Here is an 18,252-nt window from a genome sequence, read left to right on the forward strand (position 1 = left end):
CTCCAAGCTCCTTTCGCACGACCGCCGCCCCCAAATCGGGTTCCTGATTCGTGCCCGCAACGCAAACGGTGCATATGAAACCAGCACACAACATGAGTAGCGTAATCTTCATATTTGGCGAACGATTGAACTCAGCCGCGACTGACAGAGGAGCTGTCAGTCGTTGGCTGCGGTGGGTGGATGGGCTCTTCACTTTCCATTCCAGATCCCTGTCTTTTCGAGGATCAACAGGCCAATAGATCCTAAAATCGGCAGGCCGAAGAAGTAGCTCATGAAGTATGCGATCTTACGCATCGCCCTTTCTTCTTCCGGAAGTGCTAGAACGCCGATGATTCCGACGATAAACAAGGTGGTGTAGATCGCGAAGAAGATGCTCACCGCTTTCTTACTCGGGATCATTGAAGTGAGGTCGCTCATCGTTCTTCGCCCATCGTTTGAAGTCAGACAGGCCGACTTGTCGGCCTTGTCTGCACTGATTGGTTAGCCCTTTTCATTCTGCTCCTCCGACATCGCTAAATGCTCCCCCATCTTCAGTCAGTTTGAATTTTGAGCTGCGGCGTTTCCCTGTCTGCGCTCTTCGCCAGACAAGCCCGAGTCCGAGCGCCGCGAGGCAGATGAACGGGCCAAAAAGAACCACATAGTCTTCGCCGGCCAAGTCACCTCCGAAGCCACGATGCATCGCCCATCCGTAAAGGGAGATCGGAACCGCCGCGAACAACCCTAATCCGCCTCCGAGAATCAGAATGGTCTGCGCAAATTCCTTCATTTCCGGCTAACGCTTGAGGTCAGACAGGCCGACTTGTCGGCCTTGTCTGAACCGGTTGGTTCGACTCTTCTTCTCCGAATTTCGTTCGGATACGATGAGCGGCAGCGATTACTTCATTGCGATAAAAATCCTCGAGCGATAGAATCTCTTGGTCCTTCTGGAGCAGGGCTTCCGAACTCCAATGCTTCCTGGCTTCGCCGACCGGTAAATGGTCTGATTCCGAGTTCACGCCTGCGAAAACACGGAAGTCCTCGTCGCTCCGCGCGTGAAGCCAGACTTCGAACTTGGCCATCTGGCGGGAACCCTCGATCACGCCGACTTCTCCAGAAATGATACGCTGCGCGAGGGCTCGCACTTTCCTGCGATGCTTCTGCCAAAGGTCCGCATTGTGGACTGTAGACGGCGGCGAAATCATCTTCTGCGTCGAACGTTTGAAGTGAGCCGCGGGTCACGGTGCGGAGCGCCGTGGCTCGTTGGCTCCACTCGTTGGTAGGGCAATTTTCTCTTCGTAGAGAAACACTCCCAGATTCAGATCAGGTGTGGATTTCGAATCAACAAGCTCCAGCTTTTCCGCACGGACCTGAACGCTCTGGATATAGGCACCTCCGCTTCTCTGCCTGAAAGTAACAGTCAACTGACTGGAGCTTTCATCTAGCTCCGCTGATCGGAATACGGGGCTTCCTCCGATTTCAATCCAGTCGAGCACCTCCAAATCGGCATCGGTAAGAACAACTGTAATGGGCTGCGACCCTGGCCAGCTATGCGACCCAGGGTCGAAAATCAAAAGTCGGAACTCTTTGGTGAACGCAGCCCAAACTAACAATTTCGACTGGTCGACGACCCATTCGCCAGGCGAAGGTTTGGGTCCCCGTAAATTCCGACGGAGCGGCTCAGGATCGGGGTGCTTTTCCAATGCAGCGAAGAAATCGTGAACAAGCTTCGTGTTTGGCGCTTTCGACTCCGCAGACAAGTCACAGAGACAACAGGCAAGCAGAGTAATCACGAACAGCTTCATCCGACTTCTGGTCCAACGTTTGAGCTCAGCCGCTCAGGTCAGCGGAGCTGACCTGAGTTGGCTGCGGCGGCTGGTTGTCCTCTTTCATCCCCAAGAGACTGAGATATACGATTCCGCCAAAAACGCCTGCCATCGCACTGCAGGTGATCGAAGATGTCCAGAGCATGGGATTCGCGAGAATCGTGAGGCCGCCTAACACGGCAATCGATACGAAAAGCCAAGACAGCCACCGTAAGGCAACCAACGCTTTAATCTTCTTCTTGGAGGCGAGCGCTTCGCCGACGAAGCAAACCACGAGAGACATCGCGACAAGGAAAGGCAGAAGATAGACGCAGAAATAGAGCAAGGTGCCGCCAAACTGTGAAAGACGGGTGTCGCCGCCGTAGGAATGCTGGCGCACGACAAATCCGCTCCAAAGCGCCGCGAATACCACGACAGAGAGCAGGCTGCTGAAAACGGTGGACGCTATGCGCATGTTTTATGGCCAACGTCTAAGCTCAGCCGCGAGGCGCGCCAGCGCCTCGTTGGCTGCGGTGGATGAATGGGCTCATTCATTTTAATAAAAGCTCGGGTTACGTTCGATTCGGGTGATCTTCAGTGATCCATCGCCTTCCTTCGTGAAATAGACTGCATATGTTTCTGATCCGCGACGAATCTTGCTTACGCTCTCGGCGCGCAATAACCCTCGAAGCTCATAGGTAAAGAATCCCCCAACTTCTTCGTTTCGCCACCAGCTTTTACTGTGGCGACCGATTTTTGGATTTATGGTCTCGATGCTCCAAACTTTCAGGAAGTCCTCGTTGATCTCTGGCGACTTCAAAATCGATGGCTCAAGTTCCTTTGATTCGGATTGGAACGACAGCCAAATGTCCTCCGCCAAGGTCGTGCGAAAAATGAAGGCGATCACGCAGAACGCCGCGACCAGATACTCTTTCCACGTGAAGGGCATCTTGGGAATCGGAGGCGGCTTTGCTAGGGAATCCATTCGTCCGTCTGGAGTGAGACGCGGAGGTCAGTGCGGAGCACTGACCGGAGTTGTCTCCACTGGTTTGTTCGACCCTTCTTCTTTTCCGGCCTTCTTCGAAAGTGCCCATTCTCCCTGCTCCTTCTTAAAAACGAAATTCTTCAGACCCTCTCGGGACACAAACGGAACCACCGAATCTTGGTCCACCACGATCATAATCACGGCTGCTTCATTTTCTCCCTCGTCCGCGATGGGGCGAAAGAAGGTCCAGACGTCGTCAACCTCTGCCTTCAGACTTGCGTCAGTCAGATCGTCCAGAGTCGTCACATATTTCAGTATCACGGTCTTCGGAAACCCTTCCTTCGTGGAATGAAATGGACCAATGACCGCCTGCTTAAGCAGCCGCCCTGAGGGCAAAGTCACATCACCCCCGAAAGCGGAGCAGGCGAACATGAGCAGGAGCAACAAGCGCATCATGAATGTCGAACGTTTCAGGTGAGACGCGCAGGCCGTGCAACGGCCTGCGTTGTCTCGACCGGTTGGTTCGACCTATATTTTTTACTGGTCCCGAGATATAGCAGGAAACCCAGATTCAGCGTGCCCAAGCAGTAGACGCCCAGGACCAAAATCGTGGCATCGGTCGATCGCTGATCATATCCAGAAGCAACCGCTTCGAAGCGCGCATCGACAATCGCTTGGTCGTTTTGGACCCGTGCGAAATCTCTAAGGCGGCGAATCTCTGTTCCTCCGCTGCCGGCCAAAATGTAGTAGGTCGAAAGAACCGAAACGACCACCGTAGCCAAGCCGGTCAGGAGGAGGTAGGTGCGCACCAGTTTCATCTTGTTTGTCGAACGTCTAAGCTGAGACAGGCCGACTTGTCGGCCTTGTCTCCGCCGGTTGGTTGGGCTCTTCTTCTGTATCTTGGGGCCAGAGAATTCGAGTCCGGGAAGAAGTCGAGTCGCACAGTCCTGGACGAATCAGACCGGGAAACGTCTCGGCCAGAATCGGCCATAAATCATCCCAGCCGACCGCATAGAATGAAGCTCTCACTTCTTCTTTTTGAGCGGTGCGGAAGCAGAAGAAATAGTCGTCTACAAACGGGCCTTCCGCAGTGGTGAGCTCTGAGATCTCGCGAATCTCGGAAAGCGGGATCGACCACTGGCCATAGTGATCGGAGCGATAGGAAAGCTCCCGACCTGAAACCGAAATCACACCTGACTCAGGACTGTTCATTTTGTGTGCGGCTAACGCTAGAGGTCAGACAGGCCGACTTGTCAGCCTTGTCTGCACCGGCTGGTTCTACTCTTTTGTTTCATCACTTTCTTTGGAGGCGGTGACCCTCCATTCGATATCACCAATGGTGATGTCTGTGGGCTGACCTCGTTTCAGAGTAGCAGAAACCGATGCAACAACACTCGGTGGACCTTCTTCGGGGCGGCTGAACCTCTCCAATTTAAGCTGGATCCCGTCCTCACGGGACGACGGCCAAATCTCAAATAAGCCTCGCTCGGGGATGTTGGGCCACATGAAGCCAAATGATCTCCCACTTTCTAAAATTATGGTGTGCGGCTTGCATCCCTCAATTCCGCACTCCTTCGCATTCAGCCATTCGATTTTGATTCGAAGGATTTCGCTTGCCGGTTGCGCGGCGCAGACAAAGGGCAAAAGCAACAGTGGGATCAACTTCGCTAGTCTCATTTGTAGAACGTCTGAGGTCAGACAGGCCGCCTTGGCGATCTTGTCTGCACCGGTTGGTTGGACTTCTTTCTCTTTGCGAGAGCAACTTCGAACTCTGCTTCGCACTGGGGGCAAAACTCGACGTCGTAGCTGTGTGTGGTGAATGGCGTGGGCTCCTCGAAAAAATACTCGGGAATGAGATGCGGAAATCGCCCGGCCACCTCATGGTAATAGGGATTCGAGAACGGATCGATATGCGGAAGATGACCAGGGACGGATAGATCTACCGAATACATCTTCCGAAGCTGTAGGTTCACGCCGTGTAGCTCGCACACGGTCTGCGAGGTCGTGGTGGCTTCGGCAACCGTGTGCTTCTTTGAAACGCAACCGGTAGTGGCGCTCAAAATCGCGAGTAACAGTCCGAACCCTTTCATTGCTGTCCAACGTTTTAAGTGAGACGCGCAGGCCGTGCAATGGCCTGCGTTGTCTCCACTGACTGGTTCGACCTAATCTGTTTGAGAAGGATGCTCGAAAGCTCCTCACTCAGCCCACGCTTTCGCATATGGATCTGGTGGCCGTCTCCCGTGATCGAAAACTCAATTCCGAATTCTTCCACGCGATCAACATCGCACCAATGCGGTGCCAGCCGTCCAGTAGTAAACTGAAGGATACGATCTTCACTGATCTTCAATTCGGTGTATTCCGAAAACCTAAGCTCGCGAAAATAGTAGGCGGCCAAAACCACGCATGTGCCGATTAGAACCGTTCGAGGAACATTGACCCCCGAATCAAACGCAAAGATCCCGCCGACGACGAGGTAACCTATCGCCAATAGCATACTGGAAAATCGTCGATCTGATCCTTCAAAGCGAAGTGTTTTCATTGTAGAACGTCTAAGCTGAAACAGGCCAACTTGTCGGCCTTGTCTCCGGTGGTTGGTTCGATTCTTTCTGTTTCATGATCCTGGCCCAAGTGCTTTCTGCATTTCTTTGTCGGAGATATCCCTCGGGGAGTTCGGGTTCCGATTTGGATCCCTCGTCCAGTATCCTCCTTCTTGGCCGCCGCGCGCAGAATCATCGAAGCGTATAAGCGGCACGTTCGAACACCCACTGCTGATGACCATCAACAGGACCGAAAAAATTAGAACGACTCGCTTTCTCATATTTGTATTTGTCGAACGATTTAGCTGAGCCGCGAGCGCCGACGCGGAGCGGCGGTGCTCGTTGGCTCGGGCGGCTGGATAGGCCATTCTTTATCGGGTAGTAGACGTGAAAGCGGGGCGTGACAATGAGGACACTGATCGCGCCAGCGTGGTGCACAGATCCGAAATGGAATATCTGGGTGATTTCTCAACTGAGGTGCGCGTCCGCAATTCGGGCATTTGATCCGCATCCCCAAGAATCCGAAAACTAGCGTCAATGCTAGAGCAGCCATCGCCAGCCGCGGATACGGCTCGAATAGCAGAACAAATGTCGGAAAGATCATCACGATTGGAGCGAGCTGAACAAACAACAGCAGACGATACGGATTCATTGTTGTTCGCCTACGTCTCAAGGGAGCCGCGAGTCACAGCGCGGAGCGCTGTGGCTCGTTGGCTCGACTGGTTGGTTGGACTCTTTCTTCACCGCGAGGCAGAGGGCACTAATCGAAAGCGCTCCGATCGCAATCCATGGCAACCAAATGACCGTGCTTCCACTTCGTGGAAACACCCAAAAAGGAACCGATGCCCAAAACACTGAGAAGATCGCAGATTCGAAAATCACGAGATATCTCGACCAACTCACTCCTCTCGAAAAGGCCAGAGCCGGCACGACGAAGGCGGCAACAGCAGCCAACTTCATCATGTGGTCGAATGTCGTCGGGTGCGTCTTCGTCACGAACAGCAGTAGCACCACCACCGAGCATGCGTGGCCGGATACAATCGCATTTCGGGTTCTAGTCTTCACTGCTACGTCCATCGATTTAAGTCAGACAGGCCGACTTGTCGGCCTTGTCTGCACTGACTGGATGAGCACTTTCTTCATCGGCGCGATAGAGTCACGGAATACGACAACGCTGCAGAGATCGGAATCAGCGCCAATGCAGAATGGAACGTCATCGGAGCTGGATAGCCGAAGCTGCCTCTGACGAACGCGAACATCGCGAGAAGCCAAGCGATGGTCATGCAACTCCAGATCCATCGTGGACAACGTTCGACAACCGAACACCAGAACCGACGCCATATCTCCTCCGAACTGCCTTCTCTCCGAAGACGCAAGAAAAGCACAACAAGTGGAACGCATAGTGCCGCGGCAGAACAGAGCGCCGCAGTCAGAAATACTCGGGGAACCTCTAACCAATAGGATGCTGCATGCAAAACCGCCGCAGCGGAGAATGCTGCGAGCGACAGGAAAAGATACACTCTTCGGCCCATCGTTAGAAGTGAGCCGCGCCGGAAGCGCGAAGCGCTGTAGGCGTTGGCTCAACTGGTTGGTTAGCTCCTTCTATCTTTTGGATTTCCAAATAGACAACCGAAAGACCGCCGTTCCCGTAGCGATCACCGTGAACAACATGACCTTCGGCGACGATTCGCTTCCCGTCATAGAGCGCTTTAAGTCGCTCCCGACCTACGGACGGAGGACTATCTTTCATGATGATCGGATCTACGGATACACCTAACACGGAATCGCTACCTACTCCGACGCTGTCAGTCATGGCCTCGTCCTCTGCGGTAAACCACAAGAATCCGGAAACACGCACCTCTTGGCCGATGCGATCATAACACGATGCGGCCAGCTCATTCACGGTGAGCAGAGGTGCAGGATCACGCGAACATCCTGAAAGCGCGACCCCTGCTAAAATCAGAAATACCGCCTTCATAGTTAGCTAACGATTAAAGTCAGACAGGCCGACTTGTCGGCCTTGTCTGCACCGGCTGGTTCGACTCTGGCTTCTGAAAATCGAGGACCGCGAGCAACACCATGGCTGGCACCGCATAAAGTGCACCGGTCGCGAGAAGCAAAATCGACGCCGGCATAATTGTGGCCGTGATTTTGTGCGAAAGCATCGAGAGAAACGGAAGCGAGAGAAGGCCGAAAGCCATGAAACCGAAATAACCCAATCCGATCTGAATGTATCGACGCTTCTTCTTCTCTGATTCGCACGAGCGATAAATCTCAAATCGCAAATGGATGAATCCGAATAGCAGGCAGGTGTAAAAAAGCCAATCTCCCGGAAACGAGACGAAGCTAACGAGCAGGAATGCGACCATCGCGGCATACGAAACAACCGGACGGTGCTGAGCGATGAATTGAGGCTCCCGAACCATGGTGCTGGTCGAACGATTTATAGTCAGACAGGCCGACTTGTCGGCCTTGTCTGCACTGACTGGATGGACTCTTTATTCATACTCGAAGTGAATCATGTCGATGTGCTTGGTGTGAATCTGATTCAGCCTTTCGTCGTAGGCCTCCGAGGCGGTAAGCACACTAGCCCACGCTAGGTTGCGATAGCCAACTTCTTCCTTCTCCGAACGAAAGTAGGCGGTGGTAACCCTCAGGACGTGCGAATCATTCAGCCAGTAATCCTGCACAATTCCACCGATAGGACTGGCCTCCGAGGTCTGCATCCCGTCCCAACTCCAAACAGTGACCGGTTCGGGTTCGTCTGGGGTGATCGGATACAGCTCGCGCGCATCGACTGGATACTCCCGCGAACCTATTTCTCGGACGATGTCGGCGACTTCGCTCGCGCTCATCGAACCCACCCGAGGGTCGCTACCTCTCCAGTAGAAGAGCTTCGACTCCACCAAGCGCTCTCCGCTCTCGTCGCAACCAGCGCAGACGAGCGCGACCGCTATCGGAATCCAGCGCACGAAGCTTTCTATTCTGTCCATTCGTTACAGATGAGCCGCGGCGGGGCGCAGCCCCGACGTTGGCTCCGGCGCCTGGTTAGGCTCTTTTTTCATTTTGGCGCACCTCTTCGGCTAGGACTGGAAGCCAAGCTTTTGGATCCTGCATCGCGCGGCAATGCGGGTGTCCGCAAATCAGGGCCCTGAGGCCCGGAGCATCAAGCCGGCAGACCTTGCGGTATCTTCGCTCGACAAGAACGCACCCCCAAGCGTCCGCCAAAGCGAGAACGCCTTCGATAAGCGAATCATCGAGCTTCCGAACATCAAAACGGACTTCGATTGATGCGAGGCGACCTTCTTCCCGCCAGACAGACAAATCGTCCGACTTCTCGTCGCCCCACAATTCCATGTCGGCATGCCATCCAACCTTCTTCGGTAAGAGCCTGCTCACAGCCGCAGCATACTCACTCGGAAGAGCAAAACTCGGAGCAACAGTGGCCAACGCGTCCTGGAAGCGTCCGAATGCTTTCTCGGGGACTTCGTCAAAGTCCGCGACTAGGGACTTCGGAAGAAAGAGGAAGCTTGTCTGCCAGAGTGCCATTTTGTCTAACGTTTGAGGTCAGACAGGACCACTTGTGGTCCTTGTCTGCGCCGGTTGGTTGGACTCTTTGTTTTCCGTGTCCTTCGCAAGGCGTGCGAGAACCTCAAGCTTCTGGTCAAAAGTCATGCCGTAGTATTTGTCGTTTGCTCGGGCTTCACGCTCCCGCGCCATCATCTCGGCATACTCTTTCTCTTTCTTCTTCGCGTCGATCACGGACCAAATCCACAGCGGGACCACAACCGGCCATGCAGCTAAGGCAAGGAGGACAACAAGCAAACCAGGCGCCTCGGTGCCTAGAAGCCAAAGTGCTGCGCTCCCACGGTCTCCCGACTTGATGCCTCTCCTCTTTAACGAGCGCGGTGCATACCAGAGGTAGGCGAAGAAGCCGATTACTCCATATGCGAGGATCGCGTATTTCATTTCGCTTCGTCCAACGATTAAAGTGAGACGCGGAGGTCAGTGCGGAGCACTGGCCGGAGTTGTCTCGACTGGTTGGTTAGCATCTTTTTTGAGCGAAACTTCGCGAGAAATTCTTCGAACTCCCGGTTTGGATTTTTCGAACGATCATAGATCCAGTGACCATCTCGAAACTCCATATCTGGACCACCTGATCTCATGACTCTTGTGCCGTCCTTTCGAACGATGATGTCAGATCCAGAAGTCGCTGCATATCCAAATACCGTGGAAATGATCCAGGCGCCATCCGTCTCCTCGCGCACATCAACACCGCCACAGGCAACTCCATAAATCTCAAGGTAGTAGTCGCTGGCCAAAGACTTTGCTTCGAGCGCATCAATTCCATCCGCACGATTGACTTCTCGAACTGCGACTTTCGCAAAATCCGCAACGGGCTCGGTCGCTTCTTCGGCGGCACAAAGTTCTCCGAGTCCCAAGACGATGCAACCTATCGCGATTGTTCTCATACTGCTAACGTCTGAGCTCAGCCGCGCGGGTCAGCGGAGCTGACCTGCGTTGGCTGCGGTGGCTGGTTAGCCTCTTCGGCACCCCTCTTTCGGATCTGATCAAAGCCCTCAACCCACTCACTCACTTTCTGAGGATCGGGTTGAGGCAGGGAGGAAATGATGTCAGCTCGTAGAGGAAATCCGGATACGGTGGAGTAGGCGTATAGACTGACTGCGATGCTCTGTTTCAAATCTTCGTTTGAGGATTCGCGAACGGTGTGTGCCCAGAAACCCTGCATCAGACGATCAGCAACCTCCGCCTTTTCTTTTTGGGCAACGAAGACCAGTAGCGCAGTCTCGTGCATAGCGATGAGACGCCCATCCTCCTCTGATTCGCTAACCGCGCCTTTCACTGCGTATCCGATCAAGCCGCCAATAATAGCGGTAAGGGTGATGAGGGCTGTGAGCTTCATTTGGCTAACGTCTGAGGTCAGACAGGCCGACCTGTCGGCCTTGTCTGCACTGATTGGTTATGTCCTTTTCTCATCGTAGTAGATTACGCAGGCGTCGGCCTCATAAGGAGTGTGGAAAATCCGAACTCCCGTCGATCGAGACTCGCAACTCGGAATCGTATAGACGGTAGTCACGGTGAAGGTCTCTCCGGGGGCTAGAACTATGAAATGGTCTTCGCCATCGTAGATGTGAAACGGACCGGGACAGGTGCTTCTTCTGTTTTCTTCAAGTTCGCGATGCGACCATCCGTAGTCGCGTGGATCTAGCGCTTCGATGGTTCCGGACGTATGATTCGAAATCTCCAATGTCACCTGCACTTGGTCGCCGGGCGTGGCTAAGCTTCGATCCGCATGATAGCTGGCGGATACCCCTTCGATCGGGTTCTGCGGCGTGAATGGCTGGCACCAAGCCGCTCCGGGCAGGAAGGCGAGAAGTGCGACTGATATTCTGCTCCACATAACGATTCAGGTGAGGCGCGGAGGACGTGCAACGGCCTCCGTTGCCTCCGCCGGCTGGTTCGCCTCTTTCTTGTCAGTGAATGGGTTCTTTTCGAGCACCGATCGAATCTCACCTTTTCTCCGCTCGCGCCATTCCGGCTTCAACGAACCCAGTAAATCGAGCTGCTTCTCGAAGAGCTGACGACGGAAGTCCTCGTCTTTTCTTCGAAACCGGGACTCGTAGTCACATGCCATCTGGAACGTCAGGTCTGAAAGGAGCCAATACATGAGGGTGTCTGGGTCTTTGGTCCGGCGCCTTTCGAATTCGCACCCGCGCTCCGTCACAACGAAACAGAGGTCCGAACCTTCATATTCCACATGAGGCGCGCCGGTGTGGCTCGGTGACTCTCGAAAGGAAACAATATGGTCGGGCGCACCAACGGCCCTAGCGAAGTCGAGGTAGCGGGTTCTAAGATCGTTAACACGCTGCTTCATTTCAGGCGAACGATTCAGGTGGGACGCGGTGGCCGCGCAGCGGCCGCCGTTGTCTCGACCTACTGGTTGGCTCTCTTTGTTTTCACTCGGGCCAGCACCTTAGTCGCAGGTGACCAGAGAACGAGTGTAATCAACCAGAGGAAAATTCCTCGGCGGAACAAGACCACAACATGCTGACGAGTGAATACGTCGTAGTCGTGTCCACGTGCTGCGGCCACCACGGCCCCTAGCACGATACCGGACATATCATCCGGATGGCGGACATCTCTCCATCTAAACCACTTCGCAAGTCTTCCTCTCCCCCATAGCTCCCAACCGTTGCGTAAGCCCATGCCGTATCCGCCGTCTTCGTAGGCCAGTCGATAGTGGCGCTCTACTGCGTCAAGAATCTCGTCAGGTCTTCCTTCGATCCGCCTTAAAATCTCTACGCCTTTGGGACCCTCTTCGGCTAACAGAATCTCCACGGCCTCCGGCAAACTTGAGGGAATGACATGTTCGACCTCCTTGGCGCTGGAAACGTCGCCAGGCACCTCCAGTTCGTAGTCCCAATACGATGAGCTGCCGAAGAAAATATCCAGTCGACTCCAAGCGAAGATAACGACGATCGAAATAGGAAAGCCGAGTAGAACCTTGGCGATCGTCCCAGTTTTCATAGCCAACGTCTAAGCTGAGACAGGCCGACTTGTCGGCCTTGTCTCCGGCGGTTTGTTGGCCTCTTTCTTCATTTCGAACTCAGGAATTTGATGACCGATTCCGCACTTCTCGGAGTGAGTCGAAGCGAGGTATGCCAAGGTATCCGAAGACGATCGATATCCTTCTCTTCGACGTCCACCATGGGAGGGGCCTCCAGATTCACAAGCAGGACAAGGTCTTCTTCTTCGGGGAAGCTGAAAGTTATACCGTGGGTAGGAAGGCACTTGCATGGCCCTGCGTAGATTTTTCGCCCGTCGGGGAGAATCTCGGGAGTAGGATCTGAGACATCGAACGCTTCTGCAAACGCTTCGATTTCCGCACGTGACAGCTCGGTGACCCTGCGACTCTCCGCCAAGACTGTGGTAACGCGGGCAGCTGATGCCTGGCGCGCGAGTGCTCGAACCGCATCGGTAACTTCACCGGCAAAAAGCGATGCACTCACGAAGAGGAATGTCAGAGCGATTCGCACGGGTTCTACGGCCAACGTCTGAGCTCAGAGACGGCGACTTGTCGCCGTTCTCTGCGGCGGTTGGTTCGACTCTTTCATTTCAGGTAGAGAGCATAGGTCACGTATGCTGTCGCGCACAAGGCAGCTCCGATCGGAACGAGAAATCGACAACCTCTCGTCTCATCCCAGATTTCGACTACCACGATCCACGGCGTGACCAACCACCAGCGAAGTAGGGCGACCGACTTCCCTCGTGACTTCCATTCTGCCGCTAACTTCTCGGCGCATCTAATCTGAATGGATACACGATTCCACTGCAGGAAAAACCCGGCTAAAAACGCCACGCCGAAAAGCGCGCACATCGTGACAATAATCTGAGCGGCTACCGGACCGTCTTCCATTTCCGTCGAACGTCTAAAGTGAGACACGGAGGGGCGCCAGCCCCGGAGTTGTCTCCACTGATTGGTTCGCCTCTTTTTTCATCCGTCTCAAAAGGTCCGCAGACCTCGGTAGGCGAGGTATAATAGCGCAAGAAGTGCAACGATCATCGAGAATGCCACGATCTTGGTCGGGGCGGCTTTCACCTTCTGGTCATCACGTGCTTTCGGAAAACTTCTCACGACCTCAAAACCGATCCACTCGTGGGGCTCGCCCTCGACTTGGATCCCGTCGATTTGAATCACCCCGTCGGACTTCGCTTCGGCTCCGCTCTTCAGACGCTCAGCGAGCGTGATGAGATCTTTCTGCTCGCCGGCGATGGTCACCCCTGGAGAAGGACCACCTTCGACTTTCACAAGCAGCTTCATATCCGGCGAACGTTTGAACTCAGCCGCGGCGGGCGAAGCCCGCCGTTGGCTGCGGTGGCTTGTTCGACCTTTTCTTTTTCATCGGCGAAAGAGGCTGATCAGGGAGATGATGAACATGTAGCCGCCTTTCAGGACTAGGACTCCACTAAGCAGGATGACTCCCAGTGATGCCAACGCCACGCTTCCAAAGTATTGGCTCTGGAAAACGAACATGAAACCAGCGATGCCCAATCCGATCCACATCATGCTGAGAAGCAGACAGAGCCACGCCTTCGCGGCGTCTCGTAACTGAGGATTGGGGTCGCTTCTCATTTACGTCGAACGTCTAAGCTGAGACAGGCCGACTTGTCGGCCTTGTCTCCGGCGGTTGGTTGGGCTTTTTCGTCATTTTGTATTCTGAACTGGAATGTAAATAGGCACCGCCATGCTATCAGGTGTCCCCCAGTCAAATTTCGCTGGTGATGCGTTCCGAATCGGGGTCCCGGATAATGATGGAAACTTCTCTTTGAAGGCAGAAACCGTGTGGATGTAGTCATCCCTCAACACAGGCGATGCCAGCGGTATGACCCGGAGCCCGAACGTGTTCTTTTCACGCTCAACGGCTACGTCAAACAGTCCGATGTAAGTGATCTCACCAGGCCGGACATCAAACTCGAACGAATGCTCACCTGACTCGCGACGCATCGTGCCGGCGCCCAAGAACCAATCTCCGATTCGGTAACTCCCTAGCGGCACTTCGATCAGCCAAAGATCTCTCGAACTGTTGATGACCAGCTCCTTCATGAAGCTACCGCGGCCTTCTAGCGGCCGGAGATAGAACTCCACCGCAACTTTCTTCACATCGTCGGCTTCGCCGCTGAGCCTCATGGAAGCCAGCACAAGTCCGGTCTTCGTAAGATCGACACTGGCGGCAGTCTCGGGATTGACGGCCGTGATGCAGCCGGTGAGCAACAAAACAGAAAGTGTAAGAATCGCAGTGAACGGTTTCATGGCATTGCCCAACGTCTGAGCTCAGCCGCTCAGGTCAGCGGAGCTGACCTGAGTTGGCTGCGGCGGATGGATAGGCCTTTTAACTTTCGCACCGATTTCGACGCGTATCGACTCGTGCGAAGAGTCGGTCCACCCGAAGTGCTGGAGATCGATCAATGGAATAACGCGCTCCTCGAGAAATATTCGGGCCTCTTGGGTGAAATCTCGTCCGACAAAGAGGAAGCGATCTGTATCGTCGCGCTTCGCTTTTCGGACGGCGCGTTCGGCAGTGGATCGACTGACCACTCTGTCGTCAAAAGTCACGACCGTGACCTCACCTTCGATCGTGTAACCACGCCACTTCTCCGAGAACTGACGAGGGACAACACGCCAGAGCTTCTCGGTCCCAACTCGTCGATTGATCGTGATGCTCATCGTTTCCGCCTACGTTGGAGGTCAGACAGGCCGACTTGTCGGCCTTGTCTGCACCGGTTGGTTCGACTCTTTCCCGTGTTGGTGGGGTAGAAACTTGGACATCCGTGATCCTAGAAAAAGTAGTAGAACAACGACCGGAAACTCGAGGGCGAACATGACCAGATTCTCGCTTCTGAGTAGAGCGTAGCGACCGGCTTCCAGAAGGTAGGCGCATGCACTCGCGGTGACCAACAACGATGCCTGAATCGAAAGAACAACAAAGAGGCGAGTTGGCGCATTCCTACGAACAATGTGTCCGAGAGTGAATCCGGAAAGCAGTAGGTATGCTGCGGACGCTGTAACGCGGAATCCGAAGGAATAGTAGAGGAGGAGCCCAAAACCCACACCGATGAACAGGACGGTGACAGCGATGGTCGTCTTATTCATCGTCGAACGTCTCAAGTGAGCCTCGAGTCACAGCGCGGAGCGCTGTGGCTCGTTGGCTCCACTGATTGGTTCGGTATTTTCATTTTAGGGGATAAGGTGATTCACACACATCGCAAAGTCTCGAACTCTGGGGTTCTCACAACCGGCCCAAACGCATCGCTCGTTTGTAGCGCCACCGGCTGATTCGACTAGGTCAACTCGCTCCTTCGCTTTGATGGCTTCTCGCCTTCTTGCCGCTTCTGCGGCTGACCACGACGCACGTGCTCTGGTCATAAACCGCTTCGTTCGTCCGTCCGAAATGTCGACCACCCACTGTGAGCCACAAACGGGGCAACTCTTCTGTTCGACCCACTCGGTCGCGTCGGAAGCAACCGGGCTCATTGAATTTTCGAGCGTGAGCGCGAAGCCATCGACTTCTTCAACATCTGCCAATCTTTCGCATCCACAACTCATGGTTTTACCGAACGATTGAACTCAGCCGCGAGGCGCGCCAGCGCCTCGTTGGCTGCGGTGGCTGGTTCGACTCTTTTGGTTTCCACTCATTCGCTCTGCTTTTTTCTGACCGGAGCTACCCCAGGCAGCGAACGACAGAATGATCAAAACCACTCCTATGATAATCGCCGTTCCGGCAGGGATACCCGCCCTGCTCGTCGACCCATGAAACGCCCAACCGTCGCCACCTTCGAGCGCGAACAGACCCGGAACTAAATAGGCGATCCCACCGACTCCTAGCATAATAGCGATCCAACGTGTCTTGTTCATTTCCGTCGAACGTTTGAGGTCAGACAGGCCGACTTGTCGGCCTTGTCTGCACCGACTGGATGGGCTCTTTTCTCATGACGTGATCTCCTCGAGCAGCACGGCGATGAGCCCAAACACCTATGGTGCGGAATTCAAGACCAGTCCCGACCACACAACCTTCCGTTTCTTCTCTTTAGCGATGACTGCCAGCAGCCCGAACAGCAGACCGATTCCGGAAAAGATCTGTAGGAATCCAGAATAGCCCATCGGCCCGCTGCCGGAGAGGCGACCAACGATAATCGTGCTGATCGTGAGCACGCCGCAGACGAGTGATACTCGCCCTCGATATTGGACCTCATCGTAGAACTCTAGGTTTTCGCCCATCGTTTCAGCTCAGAGGCGGCGACTTGTCGCCGTTCTCTGAAGCGACTGGTTCGACTTTTCCTCACTCAATGATTTTCCCATGGTAAAGGAATTCGGCGAATGCTCTCCATGTCGGCTCAGTGGGAGCGCGCCGTAGAGGTTTATCCCTCAAACTGTCCAAGCCTCCGTAAAGAAACGAGGCAATATCGGCGTTTTGCCAATTGAGCGCTCCGCCCAGCATATACCGCGTAGGATTCTCTTTTTCCAATTCCGCTGCGCGCGAACGCTCATCGGCGAGCACCTTTACGAATTGAATGAACGAAGTCCGGTCACTGACCTCGTCGAGTAGCTCTTCAGGAGTCGCCATGCTTTTGTTGTCGAACGTTTGAAGTCAGACAGGCCGACTTGTCGGCCTTGTCTGCACTGATTGGTTAGCCCTTTTCATTCTGCTCCTCCGACATCGCTGAATGCTCCCCCATCTTCAGTCAGTTTGAATTTTGAGCTGCGGCGTTTCCCTGTCTGCGCTCTTCGCCAGACAAGCCCGAGTCCGAGCGCCGCGAGGCAGATGAACGGGCCAAAAAGAACCACATAGTCTTCGCCGGCCATGTCACCTCCGAAGCCACGATGCATCGCCCATCCGTAAAGGGAGATCGGAACCGCCGCGAACAACCCTAATCCGCCTCCGAGAATCAGAATGGTCTGCGCAAATTCCTTCATTTCCGGCTAACGTTAGAAGTGAGACGCGGCGGCCAGCGAACTAGAAATAGTGACCGATTGGAAGGGGCGTGAACGCACAACGGCGGCCCTGGCCGACGTTGTCTCTACTGACTGGTTCGACTCTTCTTTCATCCGAGTTCAATTTCGGCGATTACTTCACCTGTTTTCGCAACCGTGTAGACGTAGCTTTCGTCTGTGGCAGCTACTCGAATGCCGGTTTCGGGGGGCAATTTTCGAAGGGAAGAAACCAAACGCTTCATCCCGGAGACTACGTCGTCTGCAGGATTCGTGACTCTTTCTTTCGCCATGCTCAGCCTAGACTCGTAGATATCCAGATAGTGCTTGGCGGTGAGATCACTCATAATCCGAGTCGAACGATTAAAGTCAGACAGGCCGACTTGTCGGCCTTGTCTGCACCGGCTGGTTCGACTCTGGCTTCTGAAAATCGAGGACCGCGAGCAACACCATGGCTGGCACCGCATAAAGTGCACCGGTCGCGAGAAGCAAAATCGACGCCGGCATAATTGTGGCCGTGATTTTGTGCGAAAGCATCGAGAGAAACGGAAGCGAGAGAAGTCCGAAAGCCATGAAAACGAAATAACCCAATCCGATCTGAATGTATCGACGCTTCTTCTTCTCTGATTCGCACGAGCGATAAATCTCAAATCGCAAATGGATGAATCCGAATAGCAGGCAGGTGTAGAAAAGCCAATCTCCCGGAAATGAGACGAAGCTAACGAGCAGGAATGCGACCATCGCGGCATACGAAACAACCGGACGGTGTTGAGCGATGAACTGAGGCTCCCGAACCATGGTTCTAGTCGAACGTTTGAGGTCAGACAGGCCGACCTGTCGGCCTTGTCTGCACCGACTGGTTGGCCTGTTTTCTTTCGGCGCGCGCAAGGCAAAACACGCCGATGGTGAATACCAGGTGATAGAGCGGAATCGACACCTCAGAATCTACGACCTTCACATCGCTACTTTCTTCGTGCGCCTGCTGCGCGATCTGTTCGCGATAGACATGAGCGCTGACCTGCCGGAGCGCGAACGAAAGATACGGAGTGCAGGAAAAGAGCGCCAATAAAACGTATCCCACTTTCTTGCTCGATCGATAGGCGGACCAAGCCCACAGCGCCCCGAGTGCTGGAACAACGACGGAAAGCGTGATCCCGACGTAATGGAGAATGCTCCAAAGGAGGCTCTCGAATGAACTGACTTCGTGAAGCTGCATCTTCCTCGGCCAACGTTAGAACTCAGCCGCGCGGGCCGCAGGCCCGCGTTGGCTGCGGTGGTTGTATCGGTCTTCCAGTGTGGTTCACTCCGGGCCTGCGGAAGCGTAAAACTGGAGTGGGCTCGGGGTGAACCACACGGCTGAGGCACTGCGATCTCATCTTGGGATTGGGGGCATCAGGAGTTAATTTGCTGATCGGTCGCAGCACGAACATGCGGCGAGTT

The 18,252-nt window shown here is 54.4% G+C and carries 30 protein-coding genes; all 30 read right to left on the reverse strand.

Annotated features, from left to right (window positions below; translation table 11 throughout):
• Positions 1 to 189 precede the first annotated feature (189 nt).
• On the reverse strand, positions 190 to 417 hold the full coding sequence (locus tag AC0MRV_RS20590) for a hypothetical protein (RefSeq protein ID WP_472766407.1): 228 nt from the start codon (positions 415 to 417) through the stop codon (positions 190 to 192).
• A gap of 73 nt (positions 418 to 490) precedes the next feature.
• Entirely contained in the window at positions 491 to 766 is a 276-nt protein-coding gene (locus AC0MRV_RS20595; protein ID WP_472766408.1) for a hypothetical protein, read from the reverse strand.
• A gap of 19 nt (positions 767 to 785) precedes the next feature.
• Positions 786 to 1,181, reverse strand: coding sequence for a hypothetical protein (locus AC0MRV_RS20600; RefSeq protein ID WP_472766409.1), 396 nt, complete (start codon positions 1,179 to 1,181; stop codon positions 786 to 788).
• A gap of 33 nt (positions 1,182 to 1,214) precedes the next feature.
• On the reverse strand, positions 1,215 to 1,781 hold the full coding sequence (locus tag AC0MRV_RS20605; protein ID WP_472766410.1) for a hypothetical protein: 567 nt from the start codon (positions 1,779 to 1,781) through the stop codon (positions 1,215 to 1,217).
• Positions 1,782 to 1,806: 25 nt separating this feature from the next.
• The gene (locus AC0MRV_RS20610; protein WP_472766411.1) at positions 1,807 to 2,256 is read right to left on the reverse strand and encodes a hypothetical protein; all 450 of its coding nucleotides are present in this window, start codon (positions 2,254 to 2,256) and stop codon (positions 1,807 to 1,809) included.
• 81 nt (positions 2,257 to 2,337) lie between these two features.
• The gene (locus AC0MRV_RS20615; RefSeq protein WP_472766412.1) at positions 2,338 to 2,730 is read right to left on the reverse strand and encodes a hypothetical protein; all 393 of its coding nucleotides are present in this window, start codon (positions 2,728 to 2,730) and stop codon (positions 2,338 to 2,340) included.
• A gap of 63 nt (positions 2,731 to 2,793) precedes the next feature.
• Complete coding sequence (locus AC0MRV_RS20620) at positions 2,794 to 3,222, reverse strand: hypothetical protein (RefSeq protein WP_472766413.1); 429 nt, start codon at positions 3,220 to 3,222, stop codon at positions 2,794 to 2,796.
• A 14-nt stretch (positions 3,223 to 3,236) separates the two neighbouring features.
• Positions 3,237 to 3,584, reverse strand: a complete 348-nt coding sequence (locus tag AC0MRV_RS20625; protein ID WP_472765296.1) for a hypothetical protein — start codon at positions 3,582 to 3,584, stop codon at positions 3,237 to 3,239.
• A 16-nt stretch (positions 3,585 to 3,600) separates the two neighbouring features.
• Positions 3,601 to 3,978, reverse strand: coding sequence for a hypothetical protein (locus AC0MRV_RS20630; RefSeq protein WP_472766414.1), 378 nt, complete (start codon positions 3,976 to 3,978; stop codon positions 3,601 to 3,603).
• Between the two features lie 66 nt (positions 3,979 to 4,044).
• Complete coding sequence (locus AC0MRV_RS20635; RefSeq protein ID WP_472766415.1) at positions 4,045 to 4,443, reverse strand: hypothetical protein; 399 nt, start codon at positions 4,441 to 4,443, stop codon at positions 4,045 to 4,047.
• Positions 4,444 to 4,870: 427 nt separating this feature from the next.
• A complete protein-coding gene (locus AC0MRV_RS20640; RefSeq protein WP_472766416.1) occupies positions 4,871 to 5,305 on the reverse strand; it encodes a hypothetical protein in 435 nt (144 codons plus the stop codon).
• Positions 5,306 to 6,837: 1,532 nt separating this feature from the next.
• The gene (locus AC0MRV_RS20645) at positions 6,838 to 7,206 is read right to left on the reverse strand and encodes a hypothetical protein (protein ID WP_472766417.1); all 369 of its coding nucleotides are present in this window, start codon (positions 7,204 to 7,206) and stop codon (positions 6,838 to 6,840) included.
• Positions 7,207 to 7,300: 94 nt separating this feature from the next.
• Entirely contained in the window at positions 7,301 to 7,729 is a 429-nt protein-coding gene (locus AC0MRV_RS20650) for a hypothetical protein (RefSeq protein WP_472766418.1), read from the reverse strand.
• A 72-nt stretch (positions 7,730 to 7,801) separates the two neighbouring features.
• Positions 7,802 to 8,296, reverse strand: a complete 495-nt coding sequence (locus AC0MRV_RS20655; protein ID WP_472766419.1) for a hypothetical protein — start codon at positions 8,294 to 8,296, stop codon at positions 7,802 to 7,804.
• Positions 8,297 to 8,351: 55 nt separating this feature from the next.
• On the reverse strand, positions 8,352 to 8,852 hold the full coding sequence (locus AC0MRV_RS20660; RefSeq protein ID WP_472766420.1) for a hypothetical protein: 501 nt from the start codon (positions 8,850 to 8,852) through the stop codon (positions 8,352 to 8,354).
• 18 nt (positions 8,853 to 8,870) lie between these two features.
• Positions 8,871 to 9,272 (reverse strand): hypothetical protein, encoded by a 402-nt coding sequence (locus tag AC0MRV_RS20665; RefSeq protein ID WP_472766421.1) that lies wholly within the window; start codon positions 9,270 to 9,272, stop codon positions 8,871 to 8,873.
• Positions 9,273 to 9,289: 17 nt separating this feature from the next.
• A complete protein-coding gene (locus AC0MRV_RS20670) occupies positions 9,290 to 9,775 on the reverse strand; it encodes a hypothetical protein (RefSeq protein WP_472766422.1) in 486 nt (161 codons plus the stop codon).
• 17 nt (positions 9,776 to 9,792) lie between these two features.
• Complete coding sequence (locus tag AC0MRV_RS20675; RefSeq protein ID WP_472766423.1) at positions 9,793 to 10,227, reverse strand: hypothetical protein; 435 nt, start codon at positions 10,225 to 10,227, stop codon at positions 9,793 to 9,795.
• A 504-nt stretch (positions 10,228 to 10,731) separates the two neighbouring features.
• Positions 10,732 to 11,199 (reverse strand): Imm63 family immunity protein, encoded by a 468-nt coding sequence (locus AC0MRV_RS20680; RefSeq protein WP_472766424.1) that lies wholly within the window; start codon positions 11,197 to 11,199, stop codon positions 10,732 to 10,734.
• A 59-nt stretch (positions 11,200 to 11,258) separates the two neighbouring features.
• Positions 11,259 to 11,852, reverse strand: coding sequence for a DUF6794 domain-containing protein (locus AC0MRV_RS20685; RefSeq protein ID WP_472766425.1), 594 nt, complete (start codon positions 11,850 to 11,852; stop codon positions 11,259 to 11,261).
• A 68-nt stretch (positions 11,853 to 11,920) separates the two neighbouring features.
• Positions 11,921 to 12,334, reverse strand: a complete 414-nt coding sequence (locus AC0MRV_RS20690; RefSeq protein WP_472766426.1) for a hypothetical protein — start codon at positions 12,332 to 12,334, stop codon at positions 11,921 to 11,923.
• Positions 12,335 to 12,828: 494 nt separating this feature from the next.
• On the reverse strand, positions 12,829 to 13,146 hold the full coding sequence (locus AC0MRV_RS20695) for a hypothetical protein (RefSeq protein ID WP_472766427.1): 318 nt from the start codon (positions 13,144 to 13,146) through the stop codon (positions 12,829 to 12,831).
• Positions 13,147 to 13,530: 384 nt separating this feature from the next.
• Positions 13,531 to 14,136 carry a hypothetical protein gene (locus tag AC0MRV_RS20700; protein WP_472766428.1) on the reverse strand — a complete coding sequence of 202 codons (606 nt, stop codon included), beginning with the start codon at positions 14,134 to 14,136 and terminating at the stop codon, positions 13,531 to 13,533.
• 21 nt (positions 14,137 to 14,157) lie between these two features.
• Complete coding sequence (locus tag AC0MRV_RS20705; protein ID WP_472766429.1) at positions 14,158 to 14,550, reverse strand: hypothetical protein; 393 nt, start codon at positions 14,548 to 14,550, stop codon at positions 14,158 to 14,160.
• A 1,305-nt stretch (positions 14,551 to 15,855) separates the two neighbouring features.
• Complete coding sequence (locus AC0MRV_RS20710; protein WP_472766430.1) at positions 15,856 to 16,101, reverse strand: hypothetical protein; 246 nt, start codon at positions 16,099 to 16,101, stop codon at positions 15,856 to 15,858.
• A gap of 61 nt (positions 16,102 to 16,162) precedes the next feature.
• Entirely contained in the window at positions 16,163 to 16,447 is a 285-nt protein-coding gene (locus tag AC0MRV_RS20715; protein ID WP_472766431.1) for a hypothetical protein, read from the reverse strand.
• 74 nt (positions 16,448 to 16,521) lie between these two features.
• Positions 16,522 to 16,797, reverse strand: a complete 276-nt coding sequence (locus AC0MRV_RS20720) for a hypothetical protein (protein ID WP_472766432.1) — start codon at positions 16,795 to 16,797, stop codon at positions 16,522 to 16,524.
• A gap of 128 nt (positions 16,798 to 16,925) precedes the next feature.
• Positions 16,926 to 17,159, reverse strand: a complete 234-nt coding sequence (locus tag AC0MRV_RS20725; RefSeq protein WP_472766433.1) for a hypothetical protein — start codon at positions 17,157 to 17,159, stop codon at positions 16,926 to 16,928.
• Between the two features lie 22 nt (positions 17,160 to 17,181).
• The gene (locus AC0MRV_RS20730; RefSeq protein WP_472766434.1) at positions 17,182 to 17,610 is read right to left on the reverse strand and encodes a hypothetical protein; all 429 of its coding nucleotides are present in this window, start codon (positions 17,608 to 17,610) and stop codon (positions 17,182 to 17,184) included.
• 22 nt (positions 17,611 to 17,632) lie between these two features.
• Positions 17,633 to 18,028 (reverse strand): hypothetical protein, encoded by a 396-nt coding sequence (locus AC0MRV_RS20735; protein ID WP_472766435.1) that lies wholly within the window; start codon positions 18,026 to 18,028, stop codon positions 17,633 to 17,635.
• Positions 18,029 to 18,252 lie beyond the last annotated feature (224 nt).

Origin of the sequence: Actomonas spartinae, assembly GCF_051209155.1 — a bacterium.
Classification (GTDB): Bacteria; Verrucomicrobiota; Verrucomicrobiia; order Opitutales; family Opitutaceae; genus Actomonas.